Raw genomic sequence first — 22,050 nt, 5'->3', positions numbered from 1 at the left:
TTGTTAAGCGCAAAAAACAACTCTATTCCAGTTTGCACTTTTGTACACAGAAAAACCGACAAGTTTACAGCTTTTTAACAGGCGAAAAAGCCGTTTTGCTATTTACACCGTGCGGTAAAAGTGTTAGAATTTACTAGTAAAGTCTTTTTTTAAAGGCTAGGTCAAAAGTGGCTATCAAATTTCTAAGGAGGAATATCAAAACATGGCAAGAAAAATGAAAACCATGGACGGCAATACTGCTGCCGCTCATGTGTCGTATGCATTTACAGATCTTGCAGCGATTTACCCCATTACCCCGTCTTCCGTTATGGCTGAGGTTTCAGACAAATGGTCTGCTGACGGTCGCCTCAACATTTTCGGGGAAAAAGTAAAGGTTGTAGAGATGCAGTCTGAGGCCGGTGCTGCCGGTACCGTTCACGGTTCCCTCGCTGCCGGTGCCCTTACCACCACCTTTACCGCTTCGCAGGGTCTTCTGCTGATGATTCCGAACATGTACAAAATGGCTGGTGAGCTGCTACCCGCGGTAATTAACGTTTCCGCTCGTACCGTTGCTTCTCACGCACTGAACATTTTCGGCGATCACTCCGACGTTTATGCCTGCCGTCAAACCGGTTTTGCAATGCTCTGCGGCGGTAACGTACAGGAGGTTATGGACCTCACCGCTGTCGCTCATCTTGCTGCTATCAAGGGCAGAGTTCCTTTCGTAAACTTCTTCGACGGCTTTAGAACCTCTCACGAGATTCAGAAGATTGAGGCTTGGAGCTACGAGGATCTCAAAGAGATGTGCGATATGGATGCTGTTGACGCATTCAGAAAGAACGCTCTCAACCCCGAGCACCCCGTACTGCGCGGTACTGCTCAGAACGGCGATATCTTCTTCCAGGCACGTGAATCCTGCAATAAATTCTACGATGCTCTTCCCGCAATCGTTGAGGATTACATGGGCAAAGTGAATGCTAAAATCGGCACCAACTACAGCCTGTTTAACTACTACGGTGCTCCCGATGCTGACAACGTCATCATTGCTATGGGCTCTGTTTGTGACACCATTGAAGAGACCATCGATTACCTGAATGCAAATGGCAAGAAGGTTGGTTTGGTCAAAGTTCGTCTGTACAGACCGTTCTCTGCTGCACATTTGCTTGCTGCAATTCCCGAAACTGCAAAGGTGATTTCTGTTCTTGACAGAACCAAAGAGCCCGGCGCTTTGGGCGAGCCTTTGTACCTCGACGTTGTTGCTTCTCTGAAAGATACCAAGTTCCACAACGTTCCCGTTCTTGGCGGCCGTTACGGCTTGGGCTCGAAAGATACTACCCCTGCACAGATTATTGCTGTTTACAACAATGCTGCTGCTCAGGGCAAGAAGATCTTCACCATCGGCATCACCGATGACGTAACCAACCTGTCTCTCGACATTACCGAGAACCCCGATACCACACCGGCCGGTACAACCAGCTGTAAGTTCTGGGGCTTGGGCTCTGACGGTACCGTTGGTGCAAACAAAAACTCCATCAAGATCATTGGCGATCATACCGACATGTATGCACAGGCATACTTCGCATATGACTCCAAAAAGTCTGGCGGCGTAACCATTTCTCACCTGAGATTCGGTCATACCCCTATCCGTTCCACCTACTATATCAGCAAAGCAAACTTTGTTGCCTGCCACAACCCCTCCTACGTCGGAAAATACGACATGATCGAGGATTTGAAGGACGGCGGCACATTCCTGCTGAACTGCGGCTGGGATATGGACGAAATTAACGCCAGAATGCCCGGTAAAGACAAACGTTACATTGCAAACCACAACATTAAGTTCTACACACTGGATGGCGTAAAAGCCGGTAAAGAGCTGGGCCTCGGCACCAGAATCAATACCGTTCTGCAGTCTGCATTCTTTAAACTTGCTAACATCATTCCTCTGGATGATGCAATCAAATATATGAAGGACGCTGCAACTGCTTCTTACGGCAAAAAGGGTGAGAAAGTTGTTGCAATGAACCATGCTGCAATTGATATGGGCGCTGACGCACTGGTTGAGATTAAAGTTCCTGAGGATTGGAAGAATGCACCCGATAACGAGAGCGATAAAGTTCCTGTAGCAACCGGCTCCAGAAAAGATCTGGTTGACTATATCAACAACATTCAGATCCCTGTAAACGCACAGCGCGGCGACAAGCTGCCTGTTTCTGCATTTAGCGGTGCTGAAGACGGTACCTTCCCTCAGGGCTCTGCAGCTTACGAAAAACGCGGCATTGCGGTAGATACCCCGGTATGGCAGCCTGAAAACTGCATCCAGTGTAACTTCTGTGCTTATGTATGTCCGCATGCGGTCATTCGCCCGATGGTTATGACTGAGGAAGAGGCTGCTAACGCTCCTGCTTCTCAGAAATACGTCGACATGGTTGGTATGCCCGGCTATAAATTTGCTATCACTGTTTCTGTACTGGACTGCACAGGCTGCGGCTCTTGTGCAAATGTTTGCCCGGGCAAGAAGGGTGCTAAAGCACTCGTTATGGGCCCACTGGATGATAACCTGGACAAACAAGAAGGTGCTGCTTACAGCCTCACCCTGGCTGACAAACCCGAAGTTTTTGAGAAGTTTAAAGAGACTACCGTTAAGGGCAGCCAGTTTAAACAGCCCTTGCTCGAGTTCTCCGGCGCTTGCGGCGGCTGCGGTGAAACACCTTACGCAAAACTTGCTACTCAGCTGTTTGGCGACAGAATGTATATTGCAAACGCTACCGGCTGTTCCTCTATCTGGGGTGGTTCCGCTCCCTCCACACCGTACACCGTTAACAAGAAGGGCTTTGGTCCTGCTTGGGCAAACTCCCTGTTCGAGGACAACGCAGAGTTCGGTTACGGTATGTTCCTGGCTCAGGCTACGCTGCGCAATCAGGCAATCACAAAGATTCTTGCTCTCTCCAAGAAAGCAGATGCTGACGTGAAAGCGGCTTGCGAGGCTTACCTCTCTTCTGTTAACGATGGCGCTGCCAATGCAGTTGCTACCAAAAACCTCATCGCAGCTCTTGAAAAATGCGGATGTGAGGATGGAAAAGAAATTCTCAAGAACAAAGAGTTCCTCGCTAAGAAATCCAACTGGATCTTCGGCGGCGACGGCTGGGCGTTCGATATCGGCTTCGGTGGTTTGGATCATGTCATCGCTTCCGGTGAAGACATCAACATTCTCGTGTTCAACACCGAGGTTTACTCCAATACAGGCGGTCAGTCCTCCAAGGCAACCCCGACAGGTGCTGTTGCTCAGTTTGCTGCTGCTGGTAAAGAAGTAAAACAGAAAGACCTTGCTGCAATTGCAATGAGCTACGGCTATGTTTACGTTGCTCAGGTTGCTCAGGGCGCTGATTACAACCAGTGCATTAAAGCATTTGTTGAGGCTGAAAGCTACAACGGTCCTTCTCTGATCATTGCTTACTCGCCCTGTATCAACCACGGCATCAAGGGCGGTCTGGTAAATGCTCAGTCTCAGATTAAGGCTGCGGTTGCTGCCGGTTACTGGCATATGTTCCGCTTTGACCCACGTCTGGCCGACCAGGGCAAGAACCCGTTCCAGCTGGATTCTAAGGCTCCTTCCGCGAGCTATGCAGACTTCCTCAAGAACGAAGTTCGTTACACCTCTCTCACCCGTGCATTCCCTGAGAGAGCTGAAGTTCTGTTTGAGAAGGCTGAGAAGGTTGCCGCTGAAAAGTACAACCACCTGCTGAGACTCTCCAAACTCTACGACGTAGAATAATTATATTCAGCGCGTATAGAGCTGATACGATAAACGAGGTCATCTGCTTTAGCAGATGACCTCGTTTTTATATTTTAAAGCTTAATCTTCAAACAGATATTTTAGCATCTGCTCAGGCTTATTTAAAAATTGTTTTGTTAAAATGTAGTGCTCTGTCTTTTGGTATTCTGTTTGCTTAATATCGTCCTCAGTCAATTCAAAAATATCTGCACCAGGGAAAGAAAGAAGTATTGGTGAGTGGGTGGCAATAATAAACTGCGAATTGTTCTTGACTAAATTGCGAATATGCACAAGCAGAGTCATTTGTCTGCTTGGAGACAACGCCGCCTCAGGCTCATCTAAAATGTACAGCCCGTTCCCACCAAACCGATTCTGTACAAGCGACAAAAAGCTTTCCCCGTGTGACTGCTCATGCAGCGATACTCCTCCGTAGCTTCTTATAATCGGGGAGGACGCCGCCTTCTGCTTATCCAATTCGTCAATATAGCTTGCTACATTGTAAAAGCTTTCAGCACGTAGAAAAAAGCCATCTCTGGGGCGCTTTGCCGCTTTGGTCAAAAATAAATAATCGCTTAATGACGAGTGTGTAGCATTGGATGAAAAAGAAAAGTTAATCGTTCCGCCTTCCGCATTAAACCCATATTTAACAGCAATTGCCTCTAAAAGCGTAGATTTTCCGGTGCCGTTTTCGCCTACAAAAAAGGTAACCCTTTTATTAAAATTTAATTTTCGTATCTTGATTAAGTTTTTTACTACCGGCAAATCTGAAATATAGGAGTCATCACTTGATAAATCCCTTATGCTCATACTTTCTATGTACTGGGTATTCAAACATCTCGCCTCCCACCAGATACGGTATCGTCACCGCCAGCTTGATTTTATCATTATTTTTACATCCATGCAAGTTTGCGGCTTCCCGTTGAAACAAGTTTATAATCTTTTCTCTATCTGTAAATTACAAAAGCGATGCAAAGTACATTTTGTACTCTACATCGCTTTTTATTCGAATTATATTGTGTCAGAAGCTGCAGCCTATGCCTCCGGCTCTGCCTGCACATCAATTTTGATGTGCAGCTCACGCAGGCTCTTATCTTCCACAGTGTTGGGGCATTGGCTCATCAGCTCGCTTGCGTTTTGCACCTTGGGGAACGCAATCACATCGCGGATGCTGTCTTTTTCAAGCATCAGCATCACGAGTCTGTCCAAACCGAATGCCATACCGCTGTGCGGCGGCGCACCGTATTTGTACGCGTCGATGAGGAAGCCGAACTTCTCCTTTGCGTCCTCCATCGTAAAGCCCAGTGCTTTAAACATACGCTCCTGCAACTCGGGGTCGTTGATGCGAACCGAGCCGCCGCCAATCTCACAGCCATTCATCACCATGTCGTATGCTCTGGCGAGGCAGTGAGCCGGGTCTTTCTCAACCATATCGACGTCCTCCACCTTGGGCATGGTGAACGGATGATGCTTTGCCATGTAGCGGTTCTCTTCTTCGCTGTACTCAAACAGCGGAAAGTCGGTTACCCACAGCAGGTCAAAGGTACCTTTTTGAATCAGGCCCAGCCTGTCCGCAAGCTCGCAGCGCAGTGCACCCAGCGAATCGTACACCACATTGTTGTTGGAATCTGCCACTACCAGCAGAACGTCGCCTTTTTCTGCACCCAACTTTTCGCGAATAGCACTCTTTTCGCCCTCAGTGAGGAATTTTTCAAAGCTGGAAGTCTCGCCATCTTCGGTAAGACGGGTGTAAGCCAAGCCTTTTGCCTTGTAGGTTTTTACAAAGTCGGTCAGCTTATCAATCTCTTTGCGGGATAACTGATGCGCGCCGTCCTTAACATTGATGGCACGGACACTGCCTCCGCCCGAAATAGCACCGGAAAACACTTTAAACTCAGTTTTAGCCAAAACGTCGGAAAGATCAACCAGCTCTAAACCGAAGCGGGTATCGGGCTTGTCGGAGCCGTAGCGGTTCATTGCCTCGGAATAAGGAATTCTGCGAAAAGGTGTTTCAATCTCAACGCCGAGCACTTCCTGCATCACGCGCTTCATAAAGCCTTCGTTGGTGCTCATGATATCTTCTTCATCTGCAAACGACATTTCAAGGTCGATCTGGGTAAATTCGGGCTGACGGTCTGCACGCAGGTCTTCATCGCGGAAGCAGCGCGCAATTTGCAGGTAACGGTCAAAGCCAGAGAGCATGAGCAGCTGCTTGTAAAGCTGGGGTGACTGAGGCAGCGCATAAAATTTGCCCTCGTGCACGCGGGAAGGTACGAGATAATCACGTGCACCCTCGGGTGTAGATTTGATGAGGATGGGGGTCTCAATCTCAAGAAAATCGTGTTCGTCGTAATAGTCCCGTGCAACCTTTACAATTTTGTGGCGCATTTGGATTGCGTGCTGCATTTCGCTGCGGCGCAGGTCGAGGTAGCGGTATTTCAGACGCAGTTCCTCTTTTACATTGGTGGTGTCGGTAATTTCGAACGGAGGGGTTTGTGCCTTACCTAAAATGCGCAGCTCGGCTACAAAAATTTCAATCTGCCCCGTTTTGATGTCGTTGTTGACAGCCTCGCGCTTGCGCACAACGCCTTTTGCCATAATAACGTACTCGCCGCGCAGAGTTTCGGCCTTGCCAAACACCTCACGCGCAGTCGCATCGTCAAAAGCAAGCTGCAAAATTCCGCTGCGGTCGCGCAGGTCTACAAAAATCAGGTTGCCAAGGTTGCGGATTTTTTGTACCCAGCCCGCAACTACAACCTCTTTGCCTATATTATCAATGGTAAGCTCTGTACAATAGTTGGTACGCTTTAAACCGTTCATTGTTTCAGCCATATCAGTTTTCCTCCTTCATATCGGCGTTTTCTATCCCGCTGGTAAGAACAGCCACCTGCTCATCATAGATAAAATCCACCAAATCATCAAACTCAACCTCTTTGGTTTCGCCTGTCTGCATATTTTTTACGGTAGCCTTGCCCGCCGCAAGTTCGTTGTCACCAAGAATACAGCTGAACTGGCACCCGAGCTTGTCGGCATATTTCATCTGTGCCTTAACACTTCTACCCACGGTATCGCACTCGGCATAGAAGCCCTCTTCGCGCAGTGCGTTCACCAGTGCAAAAGCCTTGACCGATGCATCCTCGCCGATGCTGCCAATGTAGATGGTGCACGGAACCCTCTGCGGGAACTCCGCACCGCTCACCTCCATTACCTTGATGAGACGCTCGAGCCCCATTGCAAAGCCTATGCCCGCGAGCTTTGGCCCGCCAAGCTGCTCGATCATGCCGTCGTAACGTCCGCCGCCGCATACCGTACCCTGCGCACCGATGCTGTTTGTGACAAACTCAAACACCGTCTTGGTGTAGTAATCCAGCCCACGCACAATGGTGGGGTTCACCACATATGGAATATTCAGCGCATCGAGGCGTTTTTTCAGCCCCTCAAAATGGGTTTTGCAGTCCTCGCAGATATAGTCCAACACCTTGGGCGCATCCTTTGCAATTTCAGCGCAGTCGGGGTTTTTGCAGTCCAGAATGCGCATGGGGTTTTTCTCAAGGCGTTCGTTGCAAGTAGTACAAAGCTTGTCTGCATGCGCCTCAAAGTAAGCAATCAGTGCCTTGTGGTATTCGGCACGGCAGGTGGGGCAACCGATGGAGTTAAGCTCTAAGACCAAATCTTTTACGCCGAGTGTTTCAAAAATTTCGTGCACCATGGCGATGACTTCCGCGTCACATGCGGGCGAATCGGAGCCATATACCTCGGCACCAAACTGGTGGAACTCGCGTAGCCTGCCCGCCTGTGGCTTTTCGTAGCGAAAGCAGGACACATTGTAGCTCACCTTTACGGGTAGTGCACCATTGAGCAAACCATTTTGAATGGCGGCGCGCGCCATGCCCGCCGTGCCTTCAGGGCGCAGGGTGATCGAGCGGTTGCCCTTATCCAAAAAGGTGTACATCTCTTTTTGCACCACATCGGTGGTATCACCCACCGAGCGGTTGAACAGCTCGGTATGCTCAAAGGTGGGAACTCTCATTTCCTGAAAGCCATACAGCTTTGCAATCTCCATGGTAAGCTGCTCAACATACTGCCATTTGTAGCTTTCCTGCGGCAAAACATCCTGTGTGCCCTTGGGCGCTTGTGTCAACAATGCCATTTTGTTCTCTCCCTTTATCTTAAATTATTTTATTTGCCGATAACCGAGACATTTCACAGGAGTTGCCTGCAAAAAAAATACTCCTATCCCTGCAAAAAGGGACGGAGTATAATAACCCGCGGTGCCACCCTGATTGGGCGCAGATGCGCCCCACTCGAGAACCTTTTAACGCAAGGCTTACGGACAAGGACTACACAGCATCATTTGCCTTCGCCCTGTCAACTCCCGGGGGTCTGTTCGCTGCTCGCATAACACAAACGCGCTTTCAGCCGCGGCGCGCTCTCTCTGTAGGGTGCGGGTGCTACTTTTCCCGGTACAAACGCTTTTTTCACATCTATTGTACAACTTTTCGCTCAAAAAGTAAACAGTAAGTTTGAGTCGGCGCTCCGCTACCTAGCGGATATTGCCGGTGGTTTTTGGGTTGACGATATTTCTCCAATCGAGGTCGCCGCGCTCCAGTGCATGGATGAGCGCTTCGGCGGTAGCAATGTTAGTTGCAACCGGAATGTTGTGCACATCACAAAGGCGAAGCAGCTGTGCCTCGTCAATATCATTGGGCTTTACGGTAAGCGGATCGCGGAAGAACAGCAAAAGGTCAATTTCATTGCAGGCAATGCGCGATGCAACCTGCTGGTCGCCGCCCTGTCTGCCACTTAAAAAACCCACTATTTCAAGTCCGGTCGCTTCAGACACCATCTTTGCGGTAGTGCCGGTGCCGCACATGGTGTGGCGGCTGAGGACTCCGCAATAAGCGATGCAAAACTGTACCATAAGTTCTTTTTTAGAGTCGTGTGCTGTAACTGCTATATTCACAAGTTTTCCCTCCAATTGTGTTTCTATGTAATCAAATTAAAGTTATTACCCACCGTTAAAACACTGCCAGCTCAACAAATTCGCCGGTAATGCGGCGCGCAATGTTTTGCAGTGCCCTGCCCGCCAAAAACCGAACCGGCAGCATGCGCCCCTGCGACAGCGCCCGCACCATTTCGGGCTCGTAAGGTATTACGCCTATCAGCGGTTCAAGCACCGTGTCAATAATCACATCAAGGTCGGGCAAAACCTCCAGTTTTCCACGGTTTGTTTTCACCTTGTTGATAATGATCCTTTGTTTTTTCAGCCCGCGGTCAGCGAGATAATCGGACAATATTTTTGCGTCGCGCATCGAGATAGGGTCGGGTGTAACAACCAGCAGTGCCAAATCGGATACCTTTGCAATATCGGTAAGCATTCTGCCAAAGCCCGCTGGCGTCTCAATCAAAAGATAGTCGTAGTAATGCGATAGCCCCTTGCAAAGCTTATAAAAAAGCTCGGACGAATAGGGCGAATCGGGGCGCAGAGTCGCAGGCATCATGGCGAGGTTTGGTGTAATGGGCGACTCGTAAATCGCCTTGATTGGCTCACACCTACCGCACAGCACGTCAGAAATATCGTGTACGGTGGTTTCATTTACGCCAAGCATAATATCGAGGCAGCGCAAGCCGCTGTCCATTTCCAATATCAGTACCTTTTTACCCAGCCTTGCCAAATGATACCCTAAGCTAGAGCAGACGGAGGACTTGCCCACGCCGCCTTTCCCAGAGGTAATCATAATAATCTTCGCCATCATGTTTTATTGATACCCTTTCAAAATGAGCACATTTTCCCATTTACGCCCATTGTTATCATATCACAAATACATCCAAATTCAAAGTATTATTTTTTAAATAATTGGTAAATAAGACAAATTTTTTCCACCTTTTAAGAAAGGATTGTTTCTGCTGTCTGTGGCTTTTCGGAATCTTTGTTCGCAAAGAAGTATTGGTCAAAAATTGCCTTTGCAACAGGTACGCCTGTGTAACCATGCCAACCATCCTCAATTACCACTGCAACCGCAATTTCGGGGTTTTCAACGGGGGCAAATGCGATATAAACCGAGTTTACAGTTTCAGTGCTGGTTTCAGGGGTACCGGTTTTTGCGGCTACGGTAACACCGTAGTTGTTAAACGCACCAAGTGAAGTACCGCCCGGCCCCGCCGCAGCCACCATGCCGTCCTTTACCACATCGATGACACCCGGCTTTAGCTGCATATCTTGCAACACCTCAGGCTCAGTTTCTTTAATTGTTTGTTCAAAGTTATAGGAAACAACGCTCTTAACCAGATGTGCTTTCATACGCACACCGCCGTTCGCAAGGGTAGCGGTATAGTTGGCGATCTGCAGCGGCGAAAATTCGTTGCCGCCCTGCCCAATGGACGCCATAACTACGTTGGCAGCCTCCCAGCGTTCGCCGTGCGATTCACTATATTCCTTACTGGCACGTTGACCAATGTTCTCAGGCAGCTCGATGCCGGTGGGCTCGCCCAAACCCAGCATTTCGCTGTACTTATTAATTTTATCAATACCTTGTTTCCAGCCGGTTTCGTAAAAGAAGATGTTGCAGGAACGCTCAAGCGCAGTAATTGCGTTGATATTGCCGTGTACCCCCAAGCATTTCGGGCTGTAGCCATCTGTAAACAAGTGCAGGCGCCCGGTGCAAAGCACTTTGGTATTGCGCTCTATGAGCCCCTCGTTGAGTGCCCCTAAGGCAACCGCGGGCTTGTAGGTGGAGCCGGGCGCATACTTGCCATTGAACGCGCGGTTAAAGAACGGTAGCAGTGGGTTATTGGCGTTCTCAGCATAATCCTGCTGATAGGTTGAAAGATTGTAGGTCGGATAGCTTGCAGACGCGAGCACCTCGCCTGTAGGCACATGAATCACCACAGCCGCACCCACACTGGCCTCTTTACCCTTGCCCGCAGGTGCAGTTTCTTGCAGGTTTTTGATCTGACGCTCCAGGCTTTCCTGCGCTACACGCTGCAGCTCTTTGTCGATGGTGAGCACAACGGTGTTGCCGGGCTGCGGCGCCTTAGTTTCCACAACCTCAAGCACCGCGCCTTTATTGTTCAGCGTAATCTGCCGCTCGCCGCTAATGCCGCGCAGTTCACTTTCAAACGCCTGCTCAATGCCCGCTTTGCCCACAACATCGTTTGCAGCGTAACCTTTTTCTTTGTACTTCTCCATCTCATCGGCAAAAATCGGCCCTATCCTGCCAATAATGTGCGGTGCAAGGTCTCCGCTGACATATTCGCGTATTGCACTTTCTCTCACATCAACGCCGGGCAACTCATAGGTATTCTCTTTAATCTTCGTAATCGTGGAGATTGAAATATCCTCTGCAAAAGTGTATTGCACCTTATAATTAAAGCCGCGCTGTTCCATTTCGTAACGCACGCCCGCAACCAGACGCTGCTGCTCGGAGGAGTATTCCTCCAGTTTGTAGCGTTCCACCAGCCAGTACCATACATCTTCGGAGGTAGCCGCCGCGTTAACATTGACAAACTTTTTAAGGCGGGCAATATCACTGTCGCTTCCCTCAAAGGTAAAGGGCGCGCTTTTGGTAAGCGGCAGGTTGTCGATCCAGTCTTCACCCGACTGCTTCATAATATCAATCAGCCTTAAAATCGTTTCATTTTCTTTGCCACGCTGCATAAACGCCATATCAAACACAACGTTAAATCCTGTACGGTTAATTACCATGGGCCTGCCGTAGCGGTCAACAATCTCACCGCGTGCCGCGGCCACCGTTTGTTTCTGCTCCGAACGCTTGTTGGCAAGCTCGCTGTACTGCGCGCCCTCAACAATCTGCATGGTAATCAGGCGCAGCCCAAACAGCACCCCAACCGCCAAAAAAAGAACGGCAAGCAATGTGACACGCCGCTTTGGTAAATTTGTTCTCACAGGCTACCGCCCCTTTCTATTAAATCTTTTAGCCGATAAATCATCTTCTATTTTACCAAAAGGCTATGTTCGCATTATGAACAGAATTTAAAAACTAATTTTACCAATCGGTTATACTTTGAGCTTTTGATCGAAAAATTCTTTCATGCCTCGCGTCATATAGTAAAACGGAATAATTGCTACGGTGGAGTACAGCACCGTAGGCAGGGTAGAAAACACAAAGATGCGGTAGCCATCTTCAAAGCCCCACATCTGAAAATAAAAGAAATACTCAATCAGTCCGCGCAAAAACAATGCGCCAAACCCAAGCATCAGTGCGTTGGTAAGTTTCAGCTGCGTGAGGTGGATGGTAAGCAGGCCCACGGCGATACAGCCTGCCAGTACCAAAATGCCGTTAAACCCAAAAATCGTAAAGCTTGCAAGATCACACAGCAGACCGGCGACGGCACCCATAACGCCGCCCACCAATTCGCCCTCAAACATGGCAATGCATACTGCGGCAGGCACCACCAGAATCGGCTTTACACCATAGATGGAAAACAGCCCGGGAGTTGTTTGCAGAATATAGAGTACAAATAAAAGCATCACCATCATGAAATATTTGAGAAAATAGATGTGTTTCTTCGTCGTCATGGTGTTCCACCACCCGCTTCCGTACCGCTCTCGGCCACCGAAGATCCGCTCGACGCACCATCCGCCGATTCTTCCCGATCGGGCTGCATATCGGCAATCGGGTCAGCCGAAGCAACACCCTGCCCCTCAAACGATTTGATAACCAGTACATCCTTAACATTTTTAATGTTAGCGGTAGGCTCTATTACTGCATACAAAGAGCTACCATGGCTTTCGGGGGCAACTTCTGCAATTTTACCCACAATCTGCTCCTTTGGGTATTTGCCGCTGATGCCCGAGGTAACGACGAGGTCGCCCACCGCAGCACCGCTTTCACGCGGCAGCAGGTACATTTTGCACAGTCCCTTTTCCGCAAGCCCCACCGTACCGGTTACCAGGGCGGTATCGCGCGTGCGAGAATCGTAAACACCAATGTTCGTCGCGGGGTCAAGTATGGTGGATACTTTTGCATATGTAAGACCCACCTCAGACACAATGCCCACCAGCCCGTCTGCTGTAATAACCGAATCGCGCACATCAATGCCATCAAGTGTGCCCTTGTCGATGGTAAATGAATAAAAACGGTCGGAGGCGTCGCGCCCGACAACCGCTGCGGGCTCAAACTCCAGCTCCGGGTTGCGTTCTTTAATTTCCAAAAAGCCTTCGTAGACACTGTTCTGGTGCTTTATCTTATCGTAGTCCACCAGTTTTTCGTTTAGCTCGCGAATCATCTCTTTTTGTTGTTCATTCTCGGCTTTAATCGCCTTTGCATCTACAAAAATAGAGAAAAAATCGGTAACGCTGCCTGATATGCCGGCCGATAGCTTTTGCACCGGTGTAGTAATTGCGCCCAGCAGGCTCGAAGTCACCGTGCCAAACCCGCCTGTCCATGCCGCACGCAGCATAAATGCGCCCAGCACCACGGCAACGCCCATCAATATTTTGAATCGTACTGACGAAAAAAATTCCTTCAACAGTGACACCTCCTGCTTTATAAAAATTCAGAGCTCCAAAAAACGAAACGCTCTTTGTTGTTTTACATCTATAAATCAGTTCCAAAAAGAAATTTACAGCAATAAAATAAAATCTTGGTTTTTAAAACTTTGGCTTATTACGGGAATGCGGGTCGTTGTGTCGGCAAACCCTTACAACAACCCGCAAATATCGACTTATTATTCTGTTAGTATCTTCTGTCATCCTCAGTGAGGACATCACTCAGCTTGCCCAAATCCTCCAACACGCGGCCGGTACCGTCCGCAACGCAGTCAAGCGGGTTATCCGCAATGTAAACGGGCATGCCGGTCTCCTCCGCCACCAATTTGTCGAGATGTTTGAGCAGTGCGCCGCCGCCGGTAAGCGTAATACCGTGGTCAATGATATCTGCAGAAAGCTCCGGCGGAGTTCTCTCAAGCGTGACCTTAATCGCATCCAGCACAGCAGACAACGGGTCTTCCAGCGCTTCGCGAATTTCGGCAGGTGTGATGTAGATATTCTTGGGCAAACCATCAACCAGGTTTCTGCCTTTGATTTCCATCGGCTCTTCGCCCTCGTAGGGGTAGGCAGAACCAATGTTGATTTTAATTGCCTCAGCGGTTCTTTCACCGATGAGGAGGTTGTACTTTTTCTTAACATATTGAATGATCGAAAGATCGAACTCGTCGCCGCCTACGCGAACCGAACGAGCAGCAACAATACCGCCGAGCGAGATTACCGCAACCTCACTGGTGCCGCCGCCTACATCCACCACCATGCTGCCGGTTGCCTCTGCAACAGGCAGGCCTGCACCAATTGCAGCCGCCATAGGCTCTTCAATAATCGAAACCTGCTTTGCACCCGCTTTAAGGGTTGCCTCTTTTACCGCACGCCTCTCAACAGCAGTTACACCGGAGGGAATGCAGATAACAACACGCGGTCTTGCAAAAGAGGAATTGTTGAACACTTTTTTAATGAAGATTTCGAGCATGCTCGCGGTGATGTCAAAATCTGCAATAACGCCGTCTTTCAAAGGGCGAACCGCAACGATGGAACCGGGCGTTCTGCCGATTACATCCTTCGCTTCCTGCCCCACATATCTCACGCGGTCGGTGCGGGTATCCACCGCAACAACAGAGGGTTCGCGCATGATGATGCCTTTACCCTTCATGAAGATGAGGGTGTTTGCTGTACCCAGATCGATACCAATATCTTTTGTAAAAGAAAACATATGGCTACCCCTTTCGCGGCAAGGCGCCGCAGCTGATTCATTCTAACATTTATAGTAAAAGACCGTTTTTTCACAGACTTTTTCATTGTCCATCATATTATACCCCTAAAACGACTTTTCCACAACGTTTTCCATTATTTTTATTTGTTAACAAACACTAAATTTTGTTTTGGGGCATTATGGCTGCAAGCTCGCGCTTGAGCCGCGCAACGGGTAAACCCATTACATTAAAAAAGTCACCCTCAATTTTTTCAACCAGTACGCTGCCCTCGCCCTGAATACCGTATGCGCCCGCTTTATCAAACGGCTCTTTGGTGGCGATATATTCGTCTATCTCCCACTCGGTAAGCGGGTAAAACCACACCTTGGTGCACTGTGTAAAAGAGGCCGCTTTCGCCCCTAAGCGCAGCGATACACCGGTGTATACCTGGTGCTCTTTGCCGGAAAGCAGTTGCAGCATGCGTTTTGCGTCATCGGCATCCTTAGGTTTTCCAAGAATTTCATCATGTAACACTACAACGGTATCTGCCCCAATGATAAGGTCGTTCGGGCGGGTTTGCTGCACATGCAGCGTTTTTTGCTTCGCAATTGTTTCGCCCACATCGCACGGGCGCGTACCCTGCGGTATGGTTTCGTCAATGTTTGCAGGTATCACCTGATAATCCTTATGAATATGCGCCAGCAGCTCTCTGCGCCGCGGCGAACCCGAAGCCAAAATAACGTCCATGCTGTTTTTCTCCTTTTTGTAAGCTTTTGCACACAGGTATCTGTATTGATATCAAATTCATTATTGGCCGTTTACAGCCTGTTTACCAAACCCTTGTACATGAATATGGAGAGTATGACACAGATAATTTGCGCAATGTTAATGCCGAATTCAAAACCAAATGCCAGCTTTAGCACCGATAGGTCAAGAATCATTGGGTTTGCCACGTCAATGCCGATGCTGTTACCGTAAGAAAGCCAACCGAGGAACGGCACATCGGTAGTAACCTTTGCAAGCAGTGCACCCACAATAACCCCCGCGAGCAGCATAAAAATCAGCATTAAGTTCTTTTTCCACTTCATTCTGTCTTCCTCCTGTTGTAACTGCCTTTGTAACGTAATGTTGTCTGAATTAGGTGCGTGCACCGCCCACGCCGGTGCTGCCAAACCCGCCCTCACCGCGGTTGGTGTCATCCAGCTCGGTGCATTCCTCTATTTCAGGGTGCAGCACAGGTGCAATTACCATCTGCGCAATGCGGTCGTGCGGGTTAATGGTAAATGCCGCGGAAGACTGGTTGATCAGCCCCACAATAATTTCGCCGCGGTAATCGGAATCGATAACCCCCACACAGTTTGCGGGCACAATGCCATGCTTAATGCCCAACCCGCTGCGGGCATAGACAAAGGCTGCGCAGCTTGCATCGGGCAGTGCAATGGCAATACCCGTGCCGATTTTACAGGTCTGTCCCGCCTCAATGGTAATCGGTTCCTCTATGCAGGCGTGCAGGTCATAGCCTGCGCTGCCGTCGGTAGCGTTTTGCGGAATGTGCGCACCATCGCGCAGTTTTTTTATTTTAAGCGTCATAGTTTTCTCCGTTTCTGTGTTCACTATGCAAAAAGGTACATGCATCACCCCTGAGTAGTTTGCGCGGGCATGCCTGCAATGTGGCTGTGAACACGCTGCATAATCATATCCAGTGCAACGATATTGCGTCCGCCCTCCAGCACTATAATATCTGCCGCGCGCTTGCTGGGCTCGACAAACTGCTCATGCATTGGTTTTACGACGTCGAGGTACTGGTTCACTACCGATTCGAGCGTGCGCCTGCGCTCTTGTACGTCACGCATAATGCGTCGCAAAATTCGCACATCCGCGTCGGTATCTACAAAAATTTTAATGTCCATTAAATTGCGCAGCTGTTCATTTTGAAAGATTAAAATGCCCTCTATAATAATCACCTTTGCGGGGAGAATCTCAATGGTTTTATCGGAACGGTTGTGGATGGTGTAGTCGTAAACCGGGCACAGTACACGCTCACCCTTGCGCAGTTGGTTGATGTGTTTGATCATCAGCTCGGTGTCAAACGCGTCGGGATGATCGTAGTTCAGCTTGCTGCGCTCATCATAGGTCATTCCGTCGTGCTGCTTGTAGTAGTTATCGTGGTAGACTATGCTGACATCGTCACCAAAGCGCTCTTTCAGCCGCTCGGTAAGCGTTGTTTTGCCGCTGCCCGTACCTCCCGCAATACCGATGATCATAACATCCATTCAATTACCCTCCGTATATTTTACTATTGAATATTCCTGTAGTATAGTCCACGCGTGATGTTTTCTCGCTTTGCGCCGTGCTGGTATTCATAAATCAGCCGTGCGCATTCCTGCTGTGTCTCACCGGTAAAGTACAGCGTAAGAAACGATACCCCTGTAAGCTCAGGCAACCTGTCCGCCAAATACAGCGGAACATGATTGAGCACCTCGGTCATGCGTTTTGTACCGCCGCAGCCTACGGTAAACCCGTTGCCCAGCCGGTCGTACATTTTGGTGCTGCCGGTGCAGCCCGCACAGTCTTTTTCCAGTTTAACGGGGCAGTTGCGTGTAATCATCAGTGGCAAGTGGCCGTAAGCCAGCATACCATACGGCACAGAACTGTTAAGCCGTTTGATGTCGTTTAGGTTCAGCTCGTACGACACGGTAATGTCCTTACAGCCGAGCTCGGCATACGCGTTTAGGGCATAGCTGTTGGTGATGTTGAGTGCATAATCGCCCAGTACAGTAAAGCCCTGCTGCCTTGCCGCGTACACCCCGCCAATATTGCCTGCCAGCACACGGGTTACTCCTTTTGCTTTAAGCGCGTCCAGCGCGGGCTGTACATCGCGGTAATTATCAAAATTGATGCGCGGCAGCTCCGCAACCAGCTTGTCCAAAATATTCCCATCAGTTGTTTTTGCAGCTTCTTTTACCGGTAGTATAATAATTTCCAATGCATCTATCACCGCAAGCGGTATTTGCTGCTCGCATGCAAACCTTCCGCGCAGTGCGGGTGTTTGCCCGCTCTTTGCACCCTTTTGTTTTACAGTGCTGATATCAATGGGGTAAAATGCAACCGGCTTTGCCGCTGCCCTTGCACTCGTAATCGTTTCGGTGGCCTCACGGCGCAGCAGATTCATCTGCGATACCGGCAGCATGAGCCGCGCCGCGCCCTCAGGTAAATCGGGGCTGTCACTTTGTGCCACAATCTGCTCGTCCCCTGCTTCGGCATCGTATACAATTTCAAGTTTTTCAAGGCTATAAGGCGTACCGCCCAGCTTTGCCATGCTCTGCTTAATCATATCGGGCGTGGTAGGCTTATTGATGGCCGGCTGCGGGTTTTCGCCTGTTGCAACGGCCGTGTTGCCGTCTTGATCGGCGAGGGTGAGCACAGCGGGCTTATCTTTTGGCAGCACAAAGCTGCCTGAAAGCGCCACACGCGGTACCTCTTTGCGGTAAAGCTGTGCGAGGTTTTTGAGTACGCCCTCTGCCGACACCACATCGTCTTTACCCCGTACGCCAAACATATCGTTGCCAAGGCGGGCATCAAAATAACCCTGGGTAAAACCAGAGCGAGAAAATACCGCCTGTAAACTATCAACATCCACGAAATCGCCATTCAAAGCGTTTTTACATGCAGTTACCGCGGCGGCAACATATTCGGGGCGCTTCATTCTGCCTTCAATTTTTGCTGAGGTCACACCCAAATCGCGCAGTTCCCCAAGGCGCTGAACCAGTGACATATCCTTAAGCGATAGATCGTACGCACCTTTATTTTGCACATAAAAAGGCAGACGGCAGGGTTGGGCACAAAGCCCGCGGTTGCCGCTGCGTTCGCCAATAATGGAACTCATATAGCATTGCCCCGACACGCACATGCAAAGTGCGCCGTGTACAAATATTTCGGTTTCAAGGGTAGTGCCCTCCACTACCTCGGCAATCTCTTGCCTGCTCATTTCGCGGGCAAGCACCACGCGCGCAAAGCCAAGCTCCTCCAGCTGCTTTGCGCCTGCAAGGTTATGCACCGCCAATTGGGTAGAGGCATGCAGGCAAAGATCGGGTGCGGTCTTGCGAATCAGGCTGACAATCCCCAAATCCTGCACAATCACCGCATCAATTCCAAGCTCACATGCAGTTTTCACCATCTCCAGCGCGGCGGTAATTTCTTTTTCCAACACCACGGTGTTGAGGGTAAGGTGTACTTTTACCCCGCGTATATGGCAGTATTCTACGGCCTCGCGCAAAGCGTGGCCGTCAAAATTTGCGGCATTGCGCCGTGCGTTGAGCGCCGCACCGCCAAGATATACGGCATCGGCACCGCAGGTTACCGCGGCAGTCAGCTGTTCGCGTGCACCCACGGGTGCTAAAATCTCCAATTTATCCATTTATATGTTTTGACCTCGCTTAATCATTTCGAGCTCACGTTTTAGTCTTGCAATCTCTCGTTTCGCTTCATCTGCCTCAATGCGTGCCCTGCCTGCATCTTCAAGGTAGGAGTTAATCTGCCCGCGCAGATGGTCAGAGTTGCGCTCTGCATCTTTGTAAGCATCCAAAAAATTCAGTGCGGTAAGCGCAAGTGCCTCGTTAAATGTAAGGTTTTGTGCGCTCTCCATCAGTTCTTTGACGTTCGCGTCTATCGTGTTCCCCAGCTCTTTGATGTATCGCTCATCTTTTTTGCTGGTGATAATAAACTTCGCACCGTATATTTCAATCTTCACTCTGTTAATGGTATCCATATTGTGTACCCTCCTGTATTTTTAGCGGCTTACACCGCGCTGTACTGCGCTTTACAATCTATTTTATTATAATCTATTTTGCAGCAATTAGAAAGTGTGTAACGGCAGAAATTTAATTTTCTTATATCGTACCTGTTTCAGTGAGGTATCTAAAGTTTTTCTTTCTGCTTGCTGAAAAAGAATGATGTATCTCTGTTTTTGTTTTTCCTTTTAGAATGGCGTTTTTGTCCATAAACCAAACGGAAATTATATTGTATTTTCACCTATTTTTGTATATAATCTAAAGGGTAAGCAGCTTACACACTGCCCCTTTTTATTGTTTTTTCACGGCTCTTTTTGTTCCGCGCAGAAAGAAGAGCCTGTTTTGCCGGATAGGCACCCTAAAAGCGCGGAGAAACGGCGGTAGACAGCATGGAACATCTCACAAAAAAAGAACTCAAGGCCAGCATAAAAAATAAGCTGGCAAATGTACTCGGCGTTGATACCGAGACCGCATCCGACGCACTTTACTATAAGGCGCTTTCGATGGTGGTTGTGGATATTTTACAGGAGAAACGCAGGCGTTTTTCGGTTGACACCAACTCCAACGGCAAGAAGCAGGTTTACTACCTGTGCATGGAGTTTTTGATGGGCAGAAGCCTGAAAAACAGCCTTTATAACCTTGAGATTGTTGATACCGTGCGCGACGCATTGGATGACTATGGCGTAAAACTTGAAAAATTGTACGATTACGAGCCCGACGCCGGGCTGGGCAACGGCGGCTTGGGCCGCTTGGCCGCCTGCTTTTTAGATGCACTCGCCACGCAAGATTACCCCGCTACGGGCTACTCCATTTGCTACGAGTATGGTATTTTCAAACAAAAAATTGTAGATGGCTGGCAGACCGAACTGCCCGATTATTGGCTGCCCGGCGGCGAAGTGTGGCTTTCGGCAAAACCCGAAAAATCGGTCGATGTACACTTTGGCGGCGAGGTAGAAGAATTTTGGGACAACAACTACCATCACATCAACTATAAAAATTATACTACGGTAAAAGCGGTGCCGTACGATATGTACGTTACCGGCTACAACAGCAAGGGCGTTTCGCGCCTGCGCCTGTGGAAGGCGACTGCATCGGGGCTGGATATGGAACGCTTTAACCGCGGCGATTACATTGGTGCACTGGGTGCAAATTCCATGGCCGAGGTCATCAGCAAGGTGCTCTACCCCAACGACAACCACAACGAGGGCAAAAGCCTGCGCTTGCGCCAGCAGTACTTTATGGTGGCTGCTTCGGTGGGCGACATCATCAACCGCCATATGGCAACCTACGGCACGCTGGATAACCTTGCCGAAAAGGTCGCCATCCACATCAACGACACCCACCCTACCCTCGCTATTCCCGAGCTGATGCGCATTTTATTGGATGACTGCGGCTACAGCTGGGATGTTGCATGGAATACCGTGACGCAGGTGTTTGCCTACACCAACCACACCGTTATGAGCGAGGCGCTGGAGAAATGGAACGAAGACCTGTTTGCTTCGTTGTTGCCGCGCATCTATCAGATTATAAAAGAGATGAACAACCGCTTCACCTACGACCTGTACAATACCTATCATCTCGATTACCCCACCGTGGAGCAGATGGCGATTATTTCAAACCGTACGATTCACATGGCAAACCTATGTGTGATGGCCTGTCACAGCGTAAATGGTGTATCTGCGCTGCATAGTGAGATCATCAAAAAAGATGTGTTCCAGCAGTTTTACCGCATTATGCCCCACAAATTTACCAACGTCACCAACGGCATTGCGTCGCGCCGCTGGCTGTACCAGAGCAATGAGGGCCTTACCCGTCTACTGAAAGAGACAATTGGCGACGGCTTTTTGCGCGATATGGGCCAACTGGAGAAATTTAATCCATTCGTCGATGATAAAAACGTGCTGGATACCCTTGCCACAGTGAAGCTGGAAAATAAGCAGAGTTTTTGCGCTTACATTGAGCGCACCACAGGCGTGGTGCTTGACCCGAACTCTATTTTTGACGCGCAGGTCAAACGCCTGCACGAATACAAGCGCCAGCACCTCAACGCCCTGCACATCCTCACCACCTACCAGTGGCTCAAGCAAAACCCGAACGCCGAGTTTACCCCGCACACCTATATTTTTGGGGCAAAAGCGGCACCCGGTTATTTTCTTGCCAAGCAGATTATCAAGCTGATCTGCACCCTGCGGGATGAAATTGAGAAAGACCCTGTCATCCGTGAAAAGCTGCGCATTGTATACCTTGAGGATTACCGCGTCACGCTCAGCGAGCTGCTGATGCCTGCTGCCGAGGTGTCGCAGCAAATTTCGCTTGCAGGCACCGAGGCCTCGGGAACCGGCAACATGAAGCTGATGCTGAACGGGGCACTCACTCTTGGCACCTACGACGGCGCCAATGTAGAAATTGCACAGCATGTCGGCGAAGAAAACATGTTTATCTTTGGCATGCGCACTGAAGATGTCGCCCGCGAGAAGGCCTCTTACGACCCCCGATCGATTTACCGCGACAACCCGGTGCTCAAAGATGCGCTTGACCAGCTAAGCAAAGGAATTGGCGGCAGTACCTTCCCCGATATCTTCCATTCACTGGTAGACCGTGACCCGTACATGGTGCTCAAAGATTACGACTCCTACGCGGCGGCGCATCGTCTTGTAATGAGTACCTACGCCGACCAATACAAATGGCAGGCCATGTCGCTGCGCAACATTGCACAGTCCGGCTTTTTTTGTGCCGACCGTGCAACTTGTGAATACGCACAAAACATCTGGGAACTCCGCTGATGTTGAAATCAGCCATCGCGATTAGATC

Annotated in this window: 17 protein-coding genes and 1 other annotated feature; of the genes, 2 read left to right on the top strand and 15 right to left on the bottom strand. The window is 49.5% G+C overall.

Features of this window, described 5'->3' with window-relative positions; all coding sequences use genetic code 11:
* The first annotated feature begins 202 nt into the window (after positions 1–202).
* A complete protein-coding gene (nifJ, locus tag RTV33_RS10145; protein ID WP_312643937.1) occupies positions 203–3,751 on the top strand; it encodes a pyruvate:ferredoxin (flavodoxin) oxidoreductase in 3,549 nt (1,182 codons plus the stop codon).
* Between the two features lie 81 nt (positions 3,752–3,832).
* Here nifJ and RTV33_RS10140 read toward each other — a convergent pair whose 3' ends face one another.
* The 15 genes from RTV33_RS10140 to RTV33_RS10070 all read right to left on the bottom strand — a co-directional run bounded on the left by RTV33_RS10140 (position 3,833) and on the right by RTV33_RS10070 (position 19,217).
* On the bottom strand, positions 3,833–4,558 hold the full coding sequence (locus tag RTV33_RS10140; protein ID WP_312643965.1) for an AAA family ATPase: 726 nt from the start codon (positions 4,556–4,558) through the stop codon (positions 3,833–3,835).
* 225 nt (positions 4,559–4,783) lie between these two features.
* Positions 4,784–6,580 carry an aspartate--tRNA ligase gene (gene aspS, locus RTV33_RS10135; RefSeq protein ID WP_312643936.1) on the bottom strand — a complete coding sequence of 599 codons (1,797 nt, stop codon included), beginning with the start codon at positions 6,578–6,580 and terminating at the stop codon, positions 4,784–4,786.
* A 1-nt stretch (position 6,581) separates the two neighbouring features.
* On the bottom strand, positions 6,582–7,892 hold the full coding sequence (gene hisS, locus RTV33_RS10130) for a histidine--tRNA ligase (RefSeq protein WP_312643963.1): 1,311 nt from the start codon (positions 7,890–7,892) through the stop codon (positions 6,582–6,584).
* Between the two features lie 100 nt (positions 7,893–7,992).
* Positions 7,993–8,227 (bottom strand) — a binding site (T-box leader).
* A gap of 64 nt (positions 8,228–8,291) precedes the next feature.
* Complete coding sequence (locus RTV33_RS10125) at positions 8,292–8,711, bottom strand: methylglyoxal synthase (protein ID WP_312643935.1); 420 nt, start codon at positions 8,709–8,711, stop codon at positions 8,292–8,294.
* A gap of 55 nt (positions 8,712–8,766) precedes the next feature.
* The gene (locus tag RTV33_RS10120) at positions 8,767–9,504 is read right to left on the bottom strand and encodes a P-loop NTPase (RefSeq protein WP_312643934.1); all 738 of its coding nucleotides are present in this window, start codon (positions 9,502–9,504) and stop codon (positions 8,767–8,769) included.
* 131 nt (positions 9,505–9,635) lie between these two features.
* The gene (locus RTV33_RS10115) at positions 9,636–11,654 is read right to left on the bottom strand and encodes a penicillin-binding transpeptidase domain-containing protein (protein ID WP_312643933.1); all 2,019 of its coding nucleotides are present in this window, start codon (positions 11,652–11,654) and stop codon (positions 9,636–9,638) included.
* Between the two features lie 111 nt (positions 11,655–11,765).
* Positions 11,766–12,287 (bottom strand): rod shape-determining protein MreD, encoded by a 522-nt coding sequence (locus tag RTV33_RS10110; RefSeq protein WP_312643932.1) that lies wholly within the window; start codon positions 12,285–12,287, stop codon positions 11,766–11,768.
* Entirely contained in the window at positions 12,284–13,240 is a 957-nt protein-coding gene (mreC, locus tag RTV33_RS10105) for a rod shape-determining protein MreC (protein ID WP_312643931.1), read from the bottom strand. Before mreC ends, RTV33_RS10110 begins: the two co-directional genes overlap by 4 nt.
* Positions 13,241–13,446: 206 nt before the next feature.
* A complete protein-coding gene (locus RTV33_RS10100; RefSeq protein WP_312643930.1) occupies positions 13,447–14,469 on the bottom strand; it encodes a rod shape-determining protein in 1,023 nt (340 codons plus the stop codon).
* Between the two features lie 157 nt (positions 14,470–14,626).
* Positions 14,627–15,196: a Maf family protein gene (locus RTV33_RS10095; RefSeq protein WP_312643929.1), complete on the bottom strand. Its 570-nt coding sequence runs from the start codon at positions 15,194–15,196 to the stop codon at positions 14,627–14,629.
* A gap of 71 nt (positions 15,197–15,267) precedes the next feature.
* Entirely contained in the window at positions 15,268–15,537 is a 270-nt protein-coding gene (locus tag RTV33_RS10090) for a DUF4321 domain-containing protein (protein WP_312643928.1), read from the bottom strand.
* 49 nt (positions 15,538–15,586) lie between these two features.
* Entirely contained in the window at positions 15,587–16,039 is a 453-nt protein-coding gene (gene dut / locus RTV33_RS10085) for a dUTP diphosphatase (RefSeq protein WP_312643927.1), read from the bottom strand.
* Between the two features lie 44 nt (positions 16,040–16,083).
* Positions 16,084–16,722: a uridine kinase gene (gene udk / locus RTV33_RS10080; RefSeq protein WP_312643925.1), complete on the bottom strand. Its 639-nt coding sequence runs from the start codon at positions 16,720–16,722 to the stop codon at positions 16,084–16,086.
* Positions 16,723–16,745: 23 nt separating this feature from the next.
* Positions 16,746–18,866 carry a DUF3656 domain-containing protein gene (locus tag RTV33_RS10075; RefSeq protein WP_312643924.1) on the bottom strand — a complete coding sequence of 707 codons (2,121 nt, stop codon included), beginning with the start codon at positions 18,864–18,866 and terminating at the stop codon, positions 16,746–16,748.
* The gene (locus tag RTV33_RS10070) at positions 18,867–19,217 is read right to left on the bottom strand and encodes a cell division protein ZapA (protein WP_312643923.1); all 351 of its coding nucleotides are present in this window, start codon (positions 19,215–19,217) and stop codon (positions 18,867–18,869) included.
* A 411-nt stretch (positions 19,218–19,628) separates the two neighbouring features.
* Here RTV33_RS10070 and RTV33_RS10065 point away from each other — a divergent pair, with 411 nt between their 5' ends.
* A complete protein-coding gene (locus tag RTV33_RS10065) occupies positions 19,629–22,022 on the top strand; it encodes a glycogen/starch/alpha-glucan phosphorylase (RefSeq protein ID WP_312643922.1) in 2,394 nt (797 codons plus the stop codon).
* The last annotated feature ends 28 nt before the right edge of the window (positions 22,023–22,050 follow it).

This window comes from Hydrogenoanaerobacterium sp. (genome assembly GCF_032017025.1).
Taxonomy (GTDB): domain Bacteria; phylum Bacillota; class Clostridia; order Oscillospirales; family Ruminococcaceae; genus Hydrogenoanaerobacterium.
Note: the sequence above shows the minus strand (reverse complement) of the source record. Positions and strands in the feature narration are given on the sequence as shown.